Here is a 16110-nt window from a genome sequence, read left to right on the forward strand (position 1 = left end):
TGAGGTTAAATATGAACAAGTTACTCAAATTTAATAGACTTATTGCGTTAGGTTGTTCCTTTGCGATCAGTTGCATACAATTTGTTTATGCTAAAGACTCAACTTTGAAAGCTAATTTTGATTTAGAATCTGGGGTTGAATATGATAGTAAATTAACTGTGGTAGAGTTGGATCAGTTAAAAGAAGAAGCCGATATAGCCTTAAAGTTTGCTGCTAAAGCAAAGTTTAACTGGCAAGCAACTCAGAAGCTAACGGTAAAAGGTGGTTACACCTACTCAAACAAAGATTACAAAATGTATGATGAGTTTGATTTAATAATTCATCAATTATCAGCAGAAGCTAATTATGATTTTTCGGTAATTAAATTAGGAGCGTTACACTATTTATCAAAAGCTGAGTTAGCAGGAGAAGATTTTTTAAATTTAAACCAGTCAAGTTTATTTTTAAGTAAGTTAATGGATAATAAGCATTATTTGCGTTTTTCTATTAATTTTACAGACAAAAAACTAGATGACTTTTCAAGCCGAAATTCTATAGGGAAAGGCTATTCTGCCGATTATTTTTTATTTGAAAATCAGGCAAAAAGCTTTTTTTCAATTAGTATTCATACTGATAAGCAAAGCGCAGATTCGACCCAATTTAATTACTATGAACAAGGCATTAATACCAAAATGTCACACCAATTCGATCGTTTTTCATTACCCCAAAAAATACAGCTATCAGTGAGTTATTGGCACCGGGATTACACCGAAATAACCCCATTGATAGGGAGAAAACGTGATGATAAAAAACAAGGTGCGGAATTGAGTTGGTTTATCAATTTAAATGAATATATTACGTTGCATAATAAACTTGAATATGCGGACTACCATTCAAATTTGAATACTGCTGACTATCATGAATATTTAGCATCTATTCAGGTCAAAGCTGCTTTTTAAACCCTATTAGGCCAAATCCAAATATAGGATCATGGCCTGCTTGTCCCAAATCTTCAGCTTCTTGTTTTAGGCGTTGTAAATAATTTGAGGTTTGCTGCTTAAAGCAGGCTGTATAGGCACTAATGACCGGAGTTGCGATCGAGGTTCCGCTTTCACTACCAAATGAACTTAGAGATTTATTTAACCTTGCCGTTTTTACTGATACACCTAGCGCAGCAAAGTCAATATAGGCACCTTGGTTTGCCCAGCGATAAATTTTCTTATTACTATCGACGGCTGTAACTGCTATCACATCAATATAAGCTGCTGGGTAAAGCGGCTCAGATGTTGGTCCTTCATTTCCGGCAGCTGCAACTATGTCTATTTTTTTTGCTATCACTTTATTAATTGTTTTTTCAAGCAAAGTATTATTAGGGCCAGCTAAACTCATATTAATAACAGTTACATTTTTTTCAACCAACCAATTTATGCCTTTTATTAAGTTAAATAAACTAGCGCCTTGAGTATAATCAGTTTGGTTATGGAAAACGGCAGCTGAATATAAAGTCGCATTTGGCAGTAGTGCTGGAAGCTGCTTATCCTGACTAACTAGCAATGAAGCTATAGCGGTTGCGTGTGCTTTGGGTAACTTTATCGAATCAGGTAAAAAGCTAACTTGATTAATTTTTGCGTTTTTAAAAGCATCATGGGTCAACTCAATTTGTGTATCTAGCATGCCTATTTTTATTTTTTGTGTGCAAACAGGGTTAACTACATTTGTACTAATTAATGCATTAGGTGTAGGAGAAGCGTTCAGGGTTTGTGCCTGGTAAATATAATTTCTCTCAAGTTGTTTAATTATTTGATTGGGAAATAAGCTTCGTAAAGTTTGGTTTTTATCTAGCTCTGGTGGTACTTTGAAACGAATTATTGTCATATCAAGCGCATTAAGAGTTTGCATTTCAAGTAACTGTATATCGTATTTTTGTTTGAGTTGATTGAATTGTTGTAACTCTTGAGTTGAAAGAGTAATTAACCATTCAAACTGAATCGCTCGTAAGCCATTTTCAACTTCAACTTCAATAAATTCTGCTTGTCCTTGCTTATTTAATATTGAAAGTTTTGCCGGTAAATTTTGTATGCTCGGGCTAATTTTGTTGGGGAGTTGTCTATCTTGTATAGACTCAATAATTTTAGGTTGTTCAATTTGAACAACAGCTGGCTGAATCTGTTGTTCAATATTTTGTTCTACGTTATCTGAAATAGAATCAATACTGGAAAGGGTTGAATCTAAAATACCGGCCTGTGTAGTCGTTGATAGGGTTAATAAAGAATACATTATCAAGTTTAAACTACTTTTTTTGATATTCATTTTTATTTGATTCCTGCATAAGACTTTATTTAATAACGTTTATTTGAGTTGATTTATTCCTGCTAAACTAAAATTCAGATAATAAGGAATAAATTTCAGGCTGAGCCGTTAACTTAATACGAAAGCTTAATAATTAAGAGTAAGCATAGCAAAATGAAACAAGAATTAGTGAGATTGATTCCAATGATCCGTCGTTTTGCCTATTCACTAACAGGTAATCAGGCCGACGCAGATGATTTGTTACAAAACACAGTTGAACGCATATTAGCTAAAGGCATACCTGAAAACATTATGTTGGAAAAGTGGATGTTTAGAGTATGTCGAAATTTATGGATTGATGAATATCGCTCACGCAAGGTTAGGCAAAATGCAGCTTTATCACCTGAATTAGCTGAGCATCAGATAGTTGAATGTGTTGAAAATAAGGAAATTGAAGTAAATTTACAGGAATTGAATCAGGCAATGAATATACTACCAGATGAACAGCGCTCTATTATTGCATTAGTTGCTTTGCAAGGTATGTCATACAAAGAGGTTGCTGAAACATTAGCTATTCCTATTGGAACGGTAATGAGTCGTTTAGCTAGAGCAAGAGCCAGCTTACATAAATTTATTCATTTTGAAACTAAACCGCAGGAGTGGATATGAATAAGCCTAATAACACACTGCATCAAGTTATCTCTGATGAGCAGCTTTCCGCATTTTTAGACGCAGAACTCGATGAAAGAGAAATGGATAAAATTCGTCAGTGTATTGAGCAAGATGAAGCATTGGCAGAAAGATTAGCTGAATTAAGTTCGAGTGATGAGATAATTTATTATTATTATGATCAAATTAACCAGCAACCTTTACCACAAAAATTGACAAATTTATTAGAGCAGTTACCGGAGGATATGCAGCACCAACAAGCTAACAAAATAATAGAGTTATCTGTATGGCAAAAAATCAAACGGTTTAATAAGCCCCAGTTTGCAATGGCTGCTAGCATAACTTTAGTTGCGGGTTTAAGCTTGGCACAATTATTTTGGACTAATAATCAAGTTGTAGGACAAAACTTTGCAGAACAAAATTGGCAGGAAGTTGAACAATTTTTAAATTTTGAACTAAGTGGCAAAAGCATTGATCTAGCTGGAAATCAACTACAGGGCAAACTAAGCTTTATGGATAAGCAAGGTCATTATTGCAGGCAATTTGTTATTACCAATGAGCAACAAGCACAACAAAGTATTGCATGTAAAATAAATGAGCAATGGCAGTTATTAGCTCATTTTTACCAATCTAAAACGCAACAGCAAGAGTATCAAACAGCTTCAGTTAGTAGCTCTCTAAAGCAAACAATAGAAGCGATGGCCCAGCAAGGTGCGTTTATGAGCTATCAGGATGAAAAAAACGCAATTAATAAAAATTGGAATAAGTAGAGGTTATTATGAAAAATTGTATTTTTAAACCTATTAGTATGCTTGTTTTATTTACCCTTATATTAGCGGGTTGTGCATCTGCCCCTAAATATAAACAAGCACAAGGAAACGGCTACGGCTATAGCGAAAGTAAAATCACCTCAGATAAATATCGGGTATCTTTTAAAACCCGTGGTGATGATAAGCTAATGGTCATGGATTTTGCTTTATTGCGAGCCGCTGAATTAACTAAACAACAAGGCTATGATTGGTTTGTTGTGGTATCCCGCGATACTTTAATTGACCAAAAATCAGTTCAGCCCCGCTCAAGTGTAGGTGTTAGCGCAGGACGCGATGTATATCAATCTTGCGGTGCTTTAGGTTGCCAAACTCGCTCGCGGCCAAGTACAGGTGTAGGTATTGGTCTGAACTTTGGTGATACTGATAGTGAGATTCAAAGTATTATTGAAATCAATTTGGGTAAAGGCGTCAGACCTGAAAACTTAGATAGCTATCCGGCTGATGAGTTAATTACCAATATCAAATCGAGTTATCAGTTGGAATAAATAAGACTTAAATATTTTCATTTTAGATAACTGAATCATTAAAGTAAGTTGGCATAACGGGTACAAATTATTTTATGTCAACTTACTATCAAATAGGGCTTTACTGTTTGTTAATAGATATCTTTCTACGTAAACCAATAAAGATGAAAAATAAAACAAACAACTCAAAATAACCTGTAGAACCAGCCCCCGTATATCCTGCCTTATGACTGATTTTAGCTTGCTCAGGGTTGTCTTTTAATGATGCTTGAAATTTATCTAACTGTAACTTTAAATTCTCAACCATATTTTGAGCTGCAATTTCAAATCCGGTAAGGCTATCGGTACGTAATTCTTCATTTAAATTGATGGGGGTTGATTTTCCTTTTACAGAGCTCGAACCCGGCGCTCGAAACAACATTTTTTTACTACTAATGTCATAAACTACAGTATCCATTAGGGTGTTAGTATCATTTTTTGAACCAGAGATTAGGTATGCTCCAACAATTGTCCAATAGCTTAAAGATAATGCATTTTCATCGGTAAACTGAACTTGGTCGTAGGATACTAATGCTATAACATCGATACCATACATGGTTTTAATTTGATTTAAGTTAGTAAAACTGCCCTCCGGTGTTAGGTATTCTGATGGAATCACTTCTAATTGCTCTACAAACTCTAAAGTTCTAAAGTTATCTGCGACTTTTTCTAGTAAGTCAGATTTTTGTGCTTCACTAATGTTATTGCTGTAACTTTTTCCTGTCCAAAAATTGAAAGAGTGTGATTGTCCCTTGCTTTCGGGTACAAATGCGATACCTACTTTCAATGGAAGCTGAAGGTGGGGAATTGAGGGGACTATTTTTGTATCTTCGGATGTTGGATAAAGATATTCCATCACACTACTTTTTTTATGTACTGTTTGGGTTGCGCACCCAGATAAGCATAACGTAACAATGGATAAGGGGATAATTATAACTTTAAATAATGAGCGCATGGTTAAACTTCCTTTTATAGAGTTTTTAATGTATTGAGTTTATTTGTTTTTTTATATTTAATCAGAAATCGGTTAGTGTTGTTTTAAGCTATTTCAGTATAAAATTGAGTATAGCGTAAAGATTTGGTTAGTTCGTAGTTAAAAAAAATTCGGTTATAATCTGGTTAAAGTTATTTTTGCAATTTAAGGCTAAATTCCGTTTATGAAACAAGTTATCCGCTTACATCAACAAGATAATGTTGCTATTGCCCTAACGCAGTTAAAGCAAGCACAAACTTATTTATTTGACGGTATAAAAATCACCCCAAATGTGGATATTGAAAAAGGCCATAAAATAGCGCTGACTAACCTGCAAGTGGGCGATGATATTATAAAATATGGCGCACCGATTGGTCATGCTACACAAGCAATCAATGCTGGAGACTGGGTGCATGTTGATAATGTAAAAACCAACTTGCATGATGAATTGGAATATCAATTTTTACCGCAAAATAATACGGCAAGTTTAGTGGCAGACGACTCTCCACAAGTTCAAATTTTTCGTCGAGCCAATGGTGACATTGGGATCCGTAATGAGCTGTGGATTGTGCCAACGGTTGGTTGTGTTAATGGCATGGCTAATCAAATGGTGAAAACTTTTTTACGGAAACATCCTGATTTAGAAATTGATGGCATTCATGTTTTTACTCACCAATTTGGTTGTTCTCAACTGGGTGATGATTTAGAAACAACCAAAGTTTTACTACAAAATATGGCACGTCACCCTAATGCTGGTGGTGTTTTAGTATTAGGTTTGGGTTGTGAAAATAATCAAATATCAGCGTTTGCCCGAGGACTCGGTGAATATGATCAAAACCGGATTAAATTTTTAGTTAGCCAGCAGGTTGAAGATGAAGTTGAAGCCGGACTTGAATTGCTTGAGCAAATTTATCAAATCATGAAAGCGGATAAACGTGAAGCAGGCAGACTATCGGAAGTTAAATTTGGTTTAGAGTGCGGCGGAAGCGATGGTTTATCTGGGATTACTGCTAATCCACTACTCGGTCAATTTTCTGATTATTTAATTGCCCGCGGTGGCACTACGGTTTTAACCGAAGTTCCTGAGATGTTTGGTGCAGAAACTATCTTAATGTCGCGTTGTAAAAATGAGCAGACGTTTGATGACTTAGTGGAAATGGTCAATGGCTTTAAGCGGTATTATAAAAATCATAATCAGCCGGTTTATGAAAACCCATCACCGGGCAATAAAAGTGGTGGCATTACTACTTTGGAAGATAAATCTTTAGGTTGTACCCAAAAGGCAGGGTTAAGTCCGGTGCAAGCGGTATTGGATTATGGTGACAGGTTATCGACCCCTGGACTTAACTTATTAAACGCGCCGGGTAATGACGCTATTGCAACCAGTGCTTTGGCATCAAGTGGTTGTAATATGGTGTTATTTACCACTGGGCGAGGAACCCCTTATGGTGGATTTGTACCAACCCTTAAAATTGCCACTAATACCGAGCTTGCTAATAAAAAACCACACTGGATTGATTTTAATGCTGGCAAGTTAGTGGAAGATACTTCAATGCCTGAGTTATTAGATCAATTTATTGAATTGTTAGTTAAAGCTTGCAGCGGTGAGCCAGTTAAAAATGAAATCAATGAATTTCGCGAAGTGGCTATTTGGAAAAAAGGTGTCACCTTGTAGGCAGATTAAAAGTCTTAAACTGGCTTTGAGCATTAATTTTCTAGGCTAAATAGTTTCATCATTGATTTTAAAAGGCTATGTGGAGCCAGCTAAGCAGGCTCCTTGTAAATAACCCACCACTTTCCCCCCTAAAACTACGGTTTGCTGATTATTTAAGTTAAAGCCGCTTGCTAAACTTAAATCTAAATTTGTTGCTGTCCTTGGGTTAGATTAAAATAATCGGCAATTTCATTATTCAGGTAATTATTATTATGCTTCATGTTGTTTTGCATCAGCCGGATATTCCGCAAAATACAGGTAATATCATTCGTTTATGTGCTAATAGCGGCTTTAAATTACATTTAATTGAACCACTTGGTTTTGAGTGGGACGATAAAAGAGTTAAGCGGGCGGGGCTTGATTATCATGAGTTTGCTGATGTAAAACGCTATCCAAATTTTCAGGCTTGTGTGGATGAGATTAAACCTAAAAATATATATGCCTGCACAACGCATGGAACTCGTTACCATTCTGATGTGTCATATCAGGCTGGCGACATGCTATTGTTTGGATCTGAAACTCGGGGGCTACCGGTTGAGATCCGCGAGGGTATGATCACGCCTGAGAACCGAGTGTTACTCCCTATGATGCCGGACAGCCGCAGTTTAAATTTATCTAACTCTGTGGCTATTTTTGTATACGAGGCTTGGCGTCAGCTTGGGTTTGAGCATGCAAAACCGGCTAATCCGGTAAAGTAATTGGATTAGCAAAAACCTCTTACTAGAAAATTGAAGAAGATAAAGCCAATAATTTAAAGGCCATCGCTAACTTTTATCTAGTGTGAGGTTAAATAAGACGAATGGACATTTCCAAAAGGATATTCAATTGAATAAAAATAAGTTTTCCCCTGCTGTTTATGCTTGCGCTGTTGGCTTGAGCTTTTTTGCTACGTTTGCAAATGCCAATATTCTAATTGGCCAATCTAGCAAACAAATGCGTTCACAAACCCCTCAAAGTGCGTGGCTTAATCAACCGGCACAGCTTAACTGGGTTGCTAGTATTTCTGCTCAGGCGGCTGAAAGTGCCACTTTTTATGATTTGAGTTTAGCCGTTCCTTTATTTAGCGATTTTAATCAAATTAATGATTTAAACCTGCTGTTTATTAATCGTTTGGTATATGGGCAAACAGATGAGCCATTTCAATATTGGGATGGCTCTGAATACGATGATTATTTTGCATTTGAAACCGCAGTTAGAATGAATATACCGCTGACTAATCAGTTTCATTTGTTTGTTGAGGGTGGTATTGACTCTGGGCGTTTGATTTTTGGTGAGATATTAGATGTTGATTCATCCCATGCTCGCCGTAGTAATGGTGATTATGAAATAGATTATACCGGTGCAGTTGGGTTTGGTTATAGCCAAGTTAACTGGGGTATTAATTTAAGTTTCCGCCATAGAAGTTTGCATTTTAATCAGGATTATTCGCAAAATTTAGTTGGATTAGAACTGGCTTATGGTTTTTAACGGGGTTGATTGAATTCTAATCATCCCTGTTAAAAACTACCGACAACGTTAAGGGTTATTTGTAATTACAATTTTCCCAAAATGTTTAGCCGATTTCTGATACAGATAGGCGTCGTCAGCTTGTTCAAACTCAAACGTTTTACTGATGACAGGTATAATCTGGTGCTCAGTTAAAGCTTGATGAAAACGACTTTGCATCGCTTTACTGGCAACATAAATACCAAATACTCGCAAGCTTTTAGTTAAAATTGGGAAAGGGTTAATTTTGCCTTCTATACCGGTTAAAATGCCGATTAGGCTAATAACCCCATTCACTTTTAAGGCATTGAGCGATTTTTCTAATGTGCCTGCGCCACCCACTTCTAGTACAATGTCAACGCCAATGCCATTGGTGATAGCTAAAGCGGCTTGATCCCAATCTGGGGTTTCAACATAGTTTATTGTATGAGTCGCGCCAAGCGCTTTTGCTTGCTCTAGCTTTTCATCCGAGCTTGAGATAACAATGCTGTTTAAGCCAAATGCAGCTGCTAATTGAATGGCAAAAACCGATACACCGCCAGTTCCCTGAATTAAAACCGTTTGGCCTTTTTTAGTAGGTTGAGGGATTTCAAACAGCGCGTGCCAAGCTGTCACTCCGGCACAGGGTAAAGTAGATGCTTGTTGATAATTTAAATACTCCGGAAATTTAATAAAGCCGTCTGCGTTCCCGGTTATTTGCTGGCTTAACATACCATCACAATTACCAGCTCCACGTGAATTACTAAACAATTTGGCATTAAGTGAGCCATCCATCCAATCTGGAAAAAACAAACCTATCACTTTATCGCCAACTTTAAAATCACTGACATTTGCTCCAACTTCAATTACTTTTCCTGAGCCATCTGAAAAGGGTACAACTGATTGTTTTGTAACTTGTCGGGTTACTAAATCTCGGTAATTAATGGATGCGGCTTTTAACTCAACTCTAATTTCATCGGCTGCGAGTGTTTGGGGTGTAAAATCAACAAGTTCAATTGCATCTTGTCTTGGTTTAATTTGGTATTGTTTCATTTTTTAACTCCTCTAAAAGCCTTCCAGTACTATTTTTCCAATAGTATGACCGTTTTCTAAAATAGCGTGTGCTTGAATCAAATTTTTTGCATTAATTTTCCCTAAGTTTTGCCCAAGCGTTGTTTTAATTTTGTTTTGATCAATTAACTCTGCAACCTGATTTAATAAATAATTTTGCTCAATCATATCCTCAGTTTGAAACATAGATCGGGTAAACATAAATTCCCAGTGAAGTGAAATACTTTTAGGTTTTAATTTTTTTACATCAAGCGACTCAGGATCGTCAATTAAGGCAAGTTTGCCAAATGGGACAAGCAGCTCTACAAAGTCATCTAATAATGCTTGAGTGCCGTTTAAACTCGCAATATGAGTAATGTTACCAAGGTTTAACTGCGAAACCTGGGGGGCAAGCGGTTTGGTGTGATCAATTATATAATCCGCACCCAGCTCTGCAACCCACTGGCGAGATGCTTCTCTTGAAGCTGTGGCAATAATTGTTGCATGAGTTAATTGTTTAGCAAGTTGAATAAATATAGAGCCGACACCACCTGCCGCACCGGTAACTAAAATGATTTCTTTTGAGTCTATATTTTGCGTTTTGGTATTAATTTTTAAATGTTTAAACAATAATTCCCAAGCGGTAATGCTGGTTAGTGGTAGGGCGGCAGCTTGCGCATTAGATAAACTTTTAGGTTTATAACCTACAATGCGCTCATCAACTAACTGATACTCTGCATTGCTGCCTTGTCGAGTTAAATCTCCTGCATAATAAACAAAATCTCCCAGTTGAAAATTTTTCACTGAGTCACCGGTTGCAACAACCTCGCCAACGGCGTCCCAGCCTAATACCTTATATTGATTTGTGTTTGTATTAAGCGAATCGTTTACACTGACATTTTGGCGAATTTTAAAATCAACCGGGTTGACGGAAATCGCAGCCACTTTAACTAATAAGTCATGCCCTGTTGCAACAGGTTGAGCTATTTCTATATCTGTGAAAGATATTGAATCATTTAGTTGGTGTGCTTGTTGGTAGCCGATTGCTTTCATTTTATTACGCTCCTGTTTAATAGTTTCAATACTATAAAGCTTGCTTTATGGTTAATAAATAGGCTAATTTTTGAATTATTATCAAAAAAATATTGAGAATATTGTGCAAATACAGGATCTACAGGTTGTTTTAAAAGTTGCTGAATTTAAGAGTATTACTCTAGCCGCAACTAGTTTGGAGATGAGTGCCGCAACAGCTAGCGCAGCCGTTAAACGAGTAGAAAAGTCTCTTGGGATTGATTTATTTATACGCTCAACTAGGCGTTTACGTTTATCTGTAGCTGGAGAGCGCTATGTTTCTCAATGCGGGCAAGCATTGAATTTACTTGACCTAGCAAAGCAAAATATTCAAACAGATGCAGAAAGCATTGAAGGTGAAATTAGGCTATCGTTATCGTCTGATTTAGGTCGCAATTTAGTATTACCTTGGTTAGATGAGTTTATTGAGCTGTATCCTAAAATTAGCCTTAAAGTAAATATTAGTGATAGTAATGTTGATTTTTATAGGGATTCTATCGATTTAGCGCTTCGATATGGCTTTGTACAAGATGCAGCTTTATATGGCTTTAAAATTTGTAATGTCCCAGGTGTGTTGTGTGCATCACCAAACTATTTGGCTCATCATCAGAAACCTCTTCATCCGCAAGATCTAGTATCGCATAATGGATTGTTTTATCAATTGCATGATGTGACCCATAACATTTGGACTTTTAGAAAAAATCAGGAAGAATTTAAAATAAAAATGAGCGGTAATCGCGCTTCTAATGATGGCGATTTAGTTCGACGTTGGTGCGTTGCTGGTAAAGGTGTTGCGGTGAAATCTTACTTAGATATGTCTCAAGATCTACTAAACGGTCAAGTGGTTCCTATAATACCTGAATTTACATCCAGAATGACAGAATTATGGCTGATTTGCCCTTCTAAGCAGACAATTACACCAGCCGTTAGATTATTAAGGGATATGTTACAACTGAAAACTAAAGCGGTATTTAAACAATTAATTGATGCCGGGTTTATGAATCCAGACTTTAAAATTGAATAGGGCGGCGTTTAGGTTTTTTAGCCGTTTGAGTGGTAGGTTCTGCCGGTTCAATTTGACGAAGTTGTTTTATCCGTTCTACTTCCGCTAAATCATCAGCCGTTAATTCAGTATCGGGCGCTAGTTCAACCTGAAAAGATTCGCCATTAAACTCAATTATATCGCCAGCTAAGATTTTTTTTCTTTTTTGAGTTTCGGTACGGCCATTTAATTTGACTAAACCGTCAGCAATCACCATTTTGGCTTCACCGCCACCGTATACCAGCGCTTCTAATTTTAATAATTTATATAATTCAATAGGTTGCTGCTTAATTACAATAATATTCATATACGGCTTTAAATTTATTAAGAAAAAAGAAAAATATTTTAAATTGCTTTGAACTTAATGCAAAGCCCTGAGTCTTATATTTTACTTAGGTTGCTTAAAGTGAAGCTTTAAGTAGTTTAGGTAAGTGTGTTAAATGTTATCCTTGTTGTATCTCCCTTGTGCCGCTGTTTGAAATTTTCATTCAGCGGTTTTTTTTTGCCCATTTATTATATTCCTATTTACCTCCGCAACTAAGCTGTTAATTTAAAATAAATTTTTGACTGTTAAAAACTGCTGGGCTTTTTGCATTTTTTATCGTTAAAATAAAATAAACCACTGAATTATAATAAGGATTAGTTTATGGCTTATGATTTTGGTGCCAATACCTTAGGCATTAAAAACCCTTTTAAAACCGAGGGCTTGATAAAAACCATCGCTGGTTTGGCAATTTGTATTATGGGGATATTCCCACTGCTCGACGTGGCGGAAGCTTTACAGGTTGATATGGTTAAAGCTTGGCTAAATGCTGCGTTGGGTTTAATTTTATTAACTTGGGGTTTTAGACATTTAGGCATTGGTTTATTCCAGCTATTTAAATATTTTGTTGGTCGTTCCGTGCCAACGTCTCTGGCTTATAATTTTAATCCAAGCGAAAAAGAAAACGCTCAAGCTGAAAAAAACTCAACCGCTTATGATAACGAAGAGCTAGAGTCGATGTTAATGGGCCGCAAAAACACCACATTTGTTGAGCCAATTGGTTGGGTTTCAAGATTAATCCATTCGGTGTTACCTAAACTCGTATTTTTGCCTTATCCAATGCGAAATTTTGTGCAAGAGCTCGGTGGATTAGTTTTATCCTCATTTACTGCGTTAATTGCTTTTGCCATTGCCTATTTTATTTCTTTATCTGGTTTGGTTGGGCAAAGTGGCCAATATATAGTGCCCATTTTATCTTTATTATTATTAATTTATTTAACGGTCTTGTGGCGCTCAACGGCAAACTCGTTAACTAATTATAAAAACCGAAGCTTACATGCCAAAGGGGCAGCTAGTTTAGCTAAATTAATTACGATTGCGATTTTAGTACCGGTGGCGATTGGTTATCTATTTAGTCAAATTGATCCGCGTAACTTACAGGATATTACCGCTTTATTTGATGGTGCGGCTGCTTTTAGCGCCTGGTTTAACCTGATTTTGTTTTTATTATTAAGTGGTGGGGTTATTGGGATCTCAGCTATTTTATTAAAAGAAAGATTTAAATTAGTCACTCCAGTTACTGAAGTCTCTGAGTATCGTGAAAACTTACAAGAGTCGGTTCACCCTAACGAAATTTTTATCAATATTGAAAATATTGTATTGGCAAACCGCCGTTATAAAGAAATACCGAATCGGGTTTATCAAGATTTTGACCCTAAATTACAGGAACAAAGTCAGGGTAAAGGCAGCTTTAAAGGTAAGTTATTAATTGAAACTCAACCAGAATTAGCTGACATTAATTACTCAAAAAGTTTTAAAACAACTCGTTTACTGGCCAGCATTGCAGCGCAGGTTTTAGTGGTGATCGCCGCTTTATTGGTGATTAGATTATTTGGCACAGGTTATGATTTATATGCATCTGCCCAAGAGTTATTGCCTAAACTGGAATATGCGAATGATGAAACTGTCGGTACCATTTTTTATCAGCTAAGTGATTTGCTTGCTTCATTTTTAGTGACTTTATTTAGCTGGCAGGCTGTTTCGGCGGCCGGTAAAATTTTGGCTAATGGGAGTCGCTTATTTTGGGCAGAAATCCACTTTAGTAGTTTGTTAATGTGGATGAAAACCGAAGGGACTTACACCGAAAGTAAAATCTCGACCGGTATGTCGATTCACGACTCGACCCGCTCTGAAAACGTTGTGGTGCGTAGTTCAATTACACCGTGGATTTTAAGCAGCCGGATTAGAACCAGTACCTTTGCAACTTCCGGTACTCAAAACCTTGAAATGCCTCGTTATATTTTAGAGCTAACTAAAAATAGCGGAGAGCTAAATACCATTATTGATGAAATTAAGGGTTTCTTGAAAAACCGTGAAGCGATTGCCTCGATTCAAAATGAGGGTGATTTAAAAAATGCAGAAACTATTTATCAGGTTAATCAGCAATCCCGTGTCCAGTTTAATGAAGTGAATCCGGCGCAACAGGAAAAATTAACCGAAGAAGCCGCAGGCTATTTACGTCAGCAGGAAGCGCTTGAGCAAAACGAAAGCAGAGCAAATAACCAAGCTGATAATAGCAATAATTCAAATGAAGAAAAAAGTGGAGAAAAAAACAGAGAAAATAAATCAAATTAATTTGAACTTATTTATTTAACCCCAGTCTATTAGGTTGTGTGTTAAGTAAAACCTTTGTTGTATCTCCCTATGTTGCCGCTGCATGAGAAATCATCCAGCGGTTTTTTTTATCTTAAATCGGCCATTTAATTGCTAAAAACTCGAATTAGGTTGTTTTAAAAATTCAAGTTCAGCTTGGCTCGATTCCCGCCCTAAAATTTTGTTTCTGTGTGGATAGCGGCCAAATCTATCAATAATTTTTTTGTGTTGAATCTCAAAATCTAAATTGTATTGATTGCCCAGCTCAGTAAATAATTTAAGCGCTTGCTGGTGGATTAGTTTAGATTCGCTGTGCATAAATGGCATATATAAAAATGCACACTCGGTTTGAGATAATCGTTTATCAAACCCTTTTTGAATTGCTTCCTGCGCTAAGATTAGGGCGACATTATCAAATGCAAATGCTGCAGGTGTATCGCGGTACATATTGCGTGAAAACTGATCCAATAAAATAATTTCGGCTAATGAACCCAAAGCAGAATTTCGCCATAAATATAATTCACCTTGTGCCGCTTGTTTATGCAAAGCTTCAAATTGGGTTGAGATTTGCTGATCCAGTTCTAAACTTTTAGTAAACCAGTCTTTAAGGGTTAATTGATTAAACCAAAAATCAATGACTTGCTGATACATTTTTCTACCTGCCGGGGTTTATTGGATAACGAATAAGCAGACTGTTAAAACGGCAGTCTGCTTATTCATAATGTGATTATTGACTTAAAATGGTGCTGGAAAATCTCTTAATACATCAGAAACTTGAGTTAATGCCTCTTCTGATAACTCAATTTCAAACGCGGCAATATCCTCTTTTAATTGTGCCATTGAGGTTGCGCCAATAATAGTTGAAGTAACGCCATCAACTTGTTTGCACCAAGCTAAAGCGAGCTGACTTGAGGTGATATTAAATTCTTTGGCGATTTGCATATAACGGCTTACCGCTTGATGAGTGCATTCGGTATCGCGGAATAATCCATTACGCTGAGCATGACACCAGCGGCTCCCGGCAGGGCGGGCACCGTTTAAATATTTGCCTGATAAAACCCCTCCGGCAAGCGGCGACCACGGCAAATAAGCAACATTTTGGTGGACACAGTTTTCAATTAAATAAGGCCAGTCTTTGGTATGTAGCAGGTTAAATTCATTTTGAATTGAGGTCACTCTGGCGAGGTTATGTTCTTCACTTAATTTAATATATTGATTAATGCCCCACGGGGTATCGTCAGATAAACCAAAATGACGGATCTTACCTTGTTTTATGGCGTTATCTATGGCCTGTAAAATATCTAACATGCCTGCGGTATGCTCTTCTGCATTTACATCGCTAAACGAAATAAAGTTAGGGTGATGTTTGCCAAAATGTGGAGAGGTGCGGTTTGGCCAGTGCAGTTGGTATAAATCAATATAATCGGTTTGCAAACGTTTGAGCGAAGCATCAATTGCCTCTGTTACAGTTTGGCCGGTAATATCGCCGCCATTTCTGACATAAGGTAGGCCATTACCGGCTATTTTGCTGGCTAGGATAAAGTCTTCGCGTCGGTGGGTATTATCTTTTAACCAGTTACCGATAATGGTTTCTGTGCCGCCATAGGTTTTTTCACTTGGTGGCACAGGGTACATTTCAGCGGTATCAATAAAATTAATGTTTTGATCTAATGCATATTCAATTTGTTCGTTGGCCTCTTGCTGGGTATTTTGATTGCCCCAAGTCATAGTCCCTAAACAGATTTCTGAAACGGATAAACCGCTTGCACCGAGAGTTTTAAATTTCATGCGATTACCTTTTAAATTAACTGCTTTTTAATTTGAATACCTAAACGTTTTGCTAACCTTACCAGATTAGCTCTGTCGGTGGACAGTTGTTTTGCGGCCGAAC

At 36.8% G+C, this 16110-nt stretch carries 16 protein-coding genes; 9 read left to right on the forward strand and 7 right to left on the reverse strand.

Translation table 11 applies throughout. From position 1 onward, the window contains the following. The first annotated feature begins 11 nt into the window (after positions 1-11). Positions 12-938, forward strand: a complete 927-nt coding sequence (locus N7931_RS15690) for a hypothetical protein (protein ID WP_262795297.1) — start codon at positions 12-14, stop codon at positions 936-938. On the opposite strand, the gene N7931_RS15695 is transcribed toward N7931_RS15690, so the two are convergent. Beyond that, positions 922-2289, reverse strand: coding sequence for a S8 family serine peptidase (locus N7931_RS15695; RefSeq protein ID WP_262795298.1), 1368 nt, complete (start codon positions 2287-2289; stop codon positions 922-924). The genes N7931_RS15690 and N7931_RS15695 overlap by 17 nt on opposite strands. A gap of 153 nt (positions 2290-2442) precedes the next feature. Here N7931_RS15695 and N7931_RS15700 point away from each other — a divergent pair, with 153 nt between their 5' ends. From N7931_RS15700 to N7931_RS15710, 3 genes are read left to right on the forward strand one after another with little or no spacing between them, the layout of a single operon-like run. Continuing rightward, complete coding sequence (locus N7931_RS15700) at positions 2443-2937, forward strand: RNA polymerase sigma factor (protein ID WP_262795299.1); 495 nt, start codon at positions 2443-2445, stop codon at positions 2935-2937. Then, positions 2934-3707 carry an anti-sigma factor family protein gene (locus N7931_RS15705; protein ID WP_262795300.1) on the forward strand — a complete coding sequence of 258 codons (774 nt, stop codon included), beginning with the start codon at positions 2934-2936 and terminating at the stop codon, positions 3705-3707. The genes N7931_RS15700 and N7931_RS15705 overlap by 4 nt, the downstream gene beginning before the upstream one ends. Before the next feature lie 8 nt (positions 3708-3715). Beyond that, a complete protein-coding gene (locus N7931_RS15710) occupies positions 3716-4252 on the forward strand; it encodes a CC0125/CC1285 family lipoprotein (protein ID WP_262795301.1) in 537 nt (178 codons plus the stop codon). A 100-nt stretch (positions 4253-4352) separates the two neighbouring features. On the opposite strand, the gene rhlP is transcribed toward N7931_RS15710, so the two are convergent. After that, the gene (gene rhlP / locus N7931_RS15715) at positions 4353-5225 is read right to left on the reverse strand and encodes a rhombotarget lipoprotein (protein WP_262795302.1); all 873 of its coding nucleotides are present in this window, start codon (positions 5223-5225) and stop codon (positions 4353-4355) included. 202 nt (positions 5226-5427) lie between these two features. Between rhlP and N7931_RS15720 the strand changes: the two genes are divergently transcribed. From N7931_RS15720 to N7931_RS15730, 3 genes are all read left to right on the forward strand, one after another. After that, positions 5428-6918 carry a UxaA family hydrolase gene (locus N7931_RS15720; protein ID WP_262795303.1) on the forward strand — a complete coding sequence of 497 codons (1491 nt, stop codon included), beginning with the start codon at positions 5428-5430 and terminating at the stop codon, positions 6916-6918. 251 nt (positions 6919-7169) lie between these two features. Then, positions 7170-7655 (forward strand): tRNA (uridine(34)/cytosine(34)/5-carboxymethylaminomethyluridine(34)-2'-O)-methyltransferase TrmL, encoded by a 486-nt coding sequence (gene trmL, locus N7931_RS15725; RefSeq protein ID WP_262795304.1) that lies wholly within the window; start codon positions 7170-7172, stop codon positions 7653-7655. Positions 7656-7782: 127 nt separating this feature from the next. Next, a complete protein-coding gene (locus N7931_RS15730) occupies positions 7783-8424 on the forward strand; it encodes a hypothetical protein (RefSeq protein ID WP_262795305.1) in 642 nt (213 codons plus the stop codon). A 48-nt stretch (positions 8425-8472) separates the two neighbouring features. On the opposite strand, the gene N7931_RS15735 is transcribed toward N7931_RS15730, so the two are convergent. After that, on the reverse strand, positions 8473-9474 hold the full coding sequence (locus N7931_RS15735; RefSeq protein WP_262795306.1) for a zinc-dependent alcohol dehydrogenase family protein: 1002 nt from the start codon (positions 9472-9474) through the stop codon (positions 8473-8475). Positions 9475-9486: 12 nt separating this feature from the next. Beyond that, positions 9487-10524 (reverse strand): zinc-binding alcohol dehydrogenase family protein, encoded by a 1038-nt coding sequence (locus tag N7931_RS15740; protein WP_262795307.1) that lies wholly within the window; start codon positions 10522-10524, stop codon positions 9487-9489. A 103-nt stretch (positions 10525-10627) separates the two neighbouring features. Here N7931_RS15740 and N7931_RS15745 point away from each other — a divergent pair, with 103 nt between their 5' ends. After that, entirely contained in the window at positions 10628-11566 is a 939-nt protein-coding gene (locus tag N7931_RS15745) for a LysR family transcriptional regulator (RefSeq protein ID WP_262795312.1), read from the forward strand. On the opposite strand, the gene N7931_RS15750 is transcribed toward N7931_RS15745, so the two are convergent. Next, positions 11553-11891: an RNA-binding S4 domain-containing protein gene (locus tag N7931_RS15750; RefSeq protein WP_262795308.1), complete on the reverse strand. Its 339-nt coding sequence runs from the start codon at positions 11889-11891 to the stop codon at positions 11553-11555. The two genes, N7931_RS15745 and N7931_RS15750, sit on opposite strands and share 14 nt — an antisense overlap. A gap of 339 nt (positions 11892-12230) precedes the next feature. Between N7931_RS15750 and N7931_RS15755 the strand changes: the two genes are divergently transcribed. Beyond that, a complete protein-coding gene (locus N7931_RS15755) occupies positions 12231-14201 on the forward strand; it encodes a hypothetical protein (protein WP_262795309.1) in 1971 nt (656 codons plus the stop codon). Between the two features lie 132 nt (positions 14202-14333). Here N7931_RS15755 and N7931_RS15760 read toward each other — a convergent pair whose 3' ends face one another. Together N7931_RS15760 and N7931_RS15765 are read right to left on the reverse strand one after the other, a co-directional pair. After that, the gene (locus N7931_RS15760) at positions 14334-14870 is read right to left on the reverse strand and encodes a DUF924 family protein (RefSeq protein ID WP_262795310.1); all 537 of its coding nucleotides are present in this window, start codon (positions 14868-14870) and stop codon (positions 14334-14336) included. Between the two features lie 84 nt (positions 14871-14954). After that, the gene (locus tag N7931_RS15765) at positions 14955-16007 is read right to left on the reverse strand and encodes an aldo/keto reductase (RefSeq protein WP_262795311.1); all 1053 of its coding nucleotides are present in this window, start codon (positions 16005-16007) and stop codon (positions 14955-14957) included. Between the last annotated feature and the right edge of the window lie 103 nt (positions 16008-16110).

Source organism: Catenovulum sp. 2E275 (assembly GCF_025515275.1).
In the GTDB taxonomy this organism is placed as follows: domain Bacteria; phylum Pseudomonadota; class Gammaproteobacteria; order Enterobacterales; family Alteromonadaceae; genus Catenovulum.

Coding starts and splice junctions, on each gene's coding strand:
- N7931_RS15690 (WP_262795297.1), top strand. CDS start 12: ATGAACAAGTTACTCAAATTTAATAGACTTATTGCGTTAGGTTGTTCC.
- N7931_RS15695 (WP_262795298.1), bottom strand. CDS start 2,289: ATGAATATCAAAAAAAGTAGTTTAAACTTGATAATGTATTCTTTATTA.
- N7931_RS15700 (WP_262795299.1), top strand. CDS start 2,443: ATGAAACAAGAATTAGTGAGATTGATTCCAATGATCCGTCGTTTTGCC.
- N7931_RS15705 (WP_262795300.1), top strand. CDS start 2,934: ATGAATAAGCCTAATAACACACTGCATCAAGTTATCTCTGATGAGCAG.
- N7931_RS15710 (WP_262795301.1), top strand. CDS start 3,716: ATGAAAAATTGTATTTTTAAACCTATTAGTATGCTTGTTTTATTTACC.
- rhlP (WP_262795302.1), bottom strand. CDS start 5,225: ATGCGCTCATTATTTAAAGTTATAATTATCCCCTTATCCATTGTTACG.
- N7931_RS15720 (WP_262795303.1), top strand. CDS start 5,428: ATGAAACAAGTTATCCGCTTACATCAACAAGATAATGTTGCTATTGCC.
- trmL (WP_262795304.1), top strand. CDS start 7,170: ATGCTTCATGTTGTTTTGCATCAGCCGGATATTCCGCAAAATACAGGT.
- N7931_RS15735 (WP_262795306.1), bottom strand. CDS start 9,474: ATGAAACAATACCAAATTAAACCAAGACAAGATGCAATTGAACTTGTT.
- N7931_RS15740 (WP_262795307.1), bottom strand. CDS start 10,524: ATGAAAGCAATCGGCTACCAACAAGCACACCAACTAAATGATTCAATA.
- N7931_RS15750 (WP_262795308.1), bottom strand. CDS start 11,891: ATGAATATTATTGTAATTAAGCAGCAACCTATTGAATTATATAAATTA.
- N7931_RS15755 (WP_262795309.1), top strand. CDS start 12,231: ATGGCTTATGATTTTGGTGCCAATACCTTAGGCATTAAAAACCCTTTT.
- N7931_RS15760 (WP_262795310.1), bottom strand. CDS start 14,870: ATGTATCAGCAAGTCATTGATTTTTGGTTTAATCAATTAACCCTTAAA.
- N7931_RS15765 (WP_262795311.1), bottom strand. CDS start 16,007: ATGAAATTTAAAACTCTCGGTGCAAGCGGTTTATCCGTTTCAGAAATC.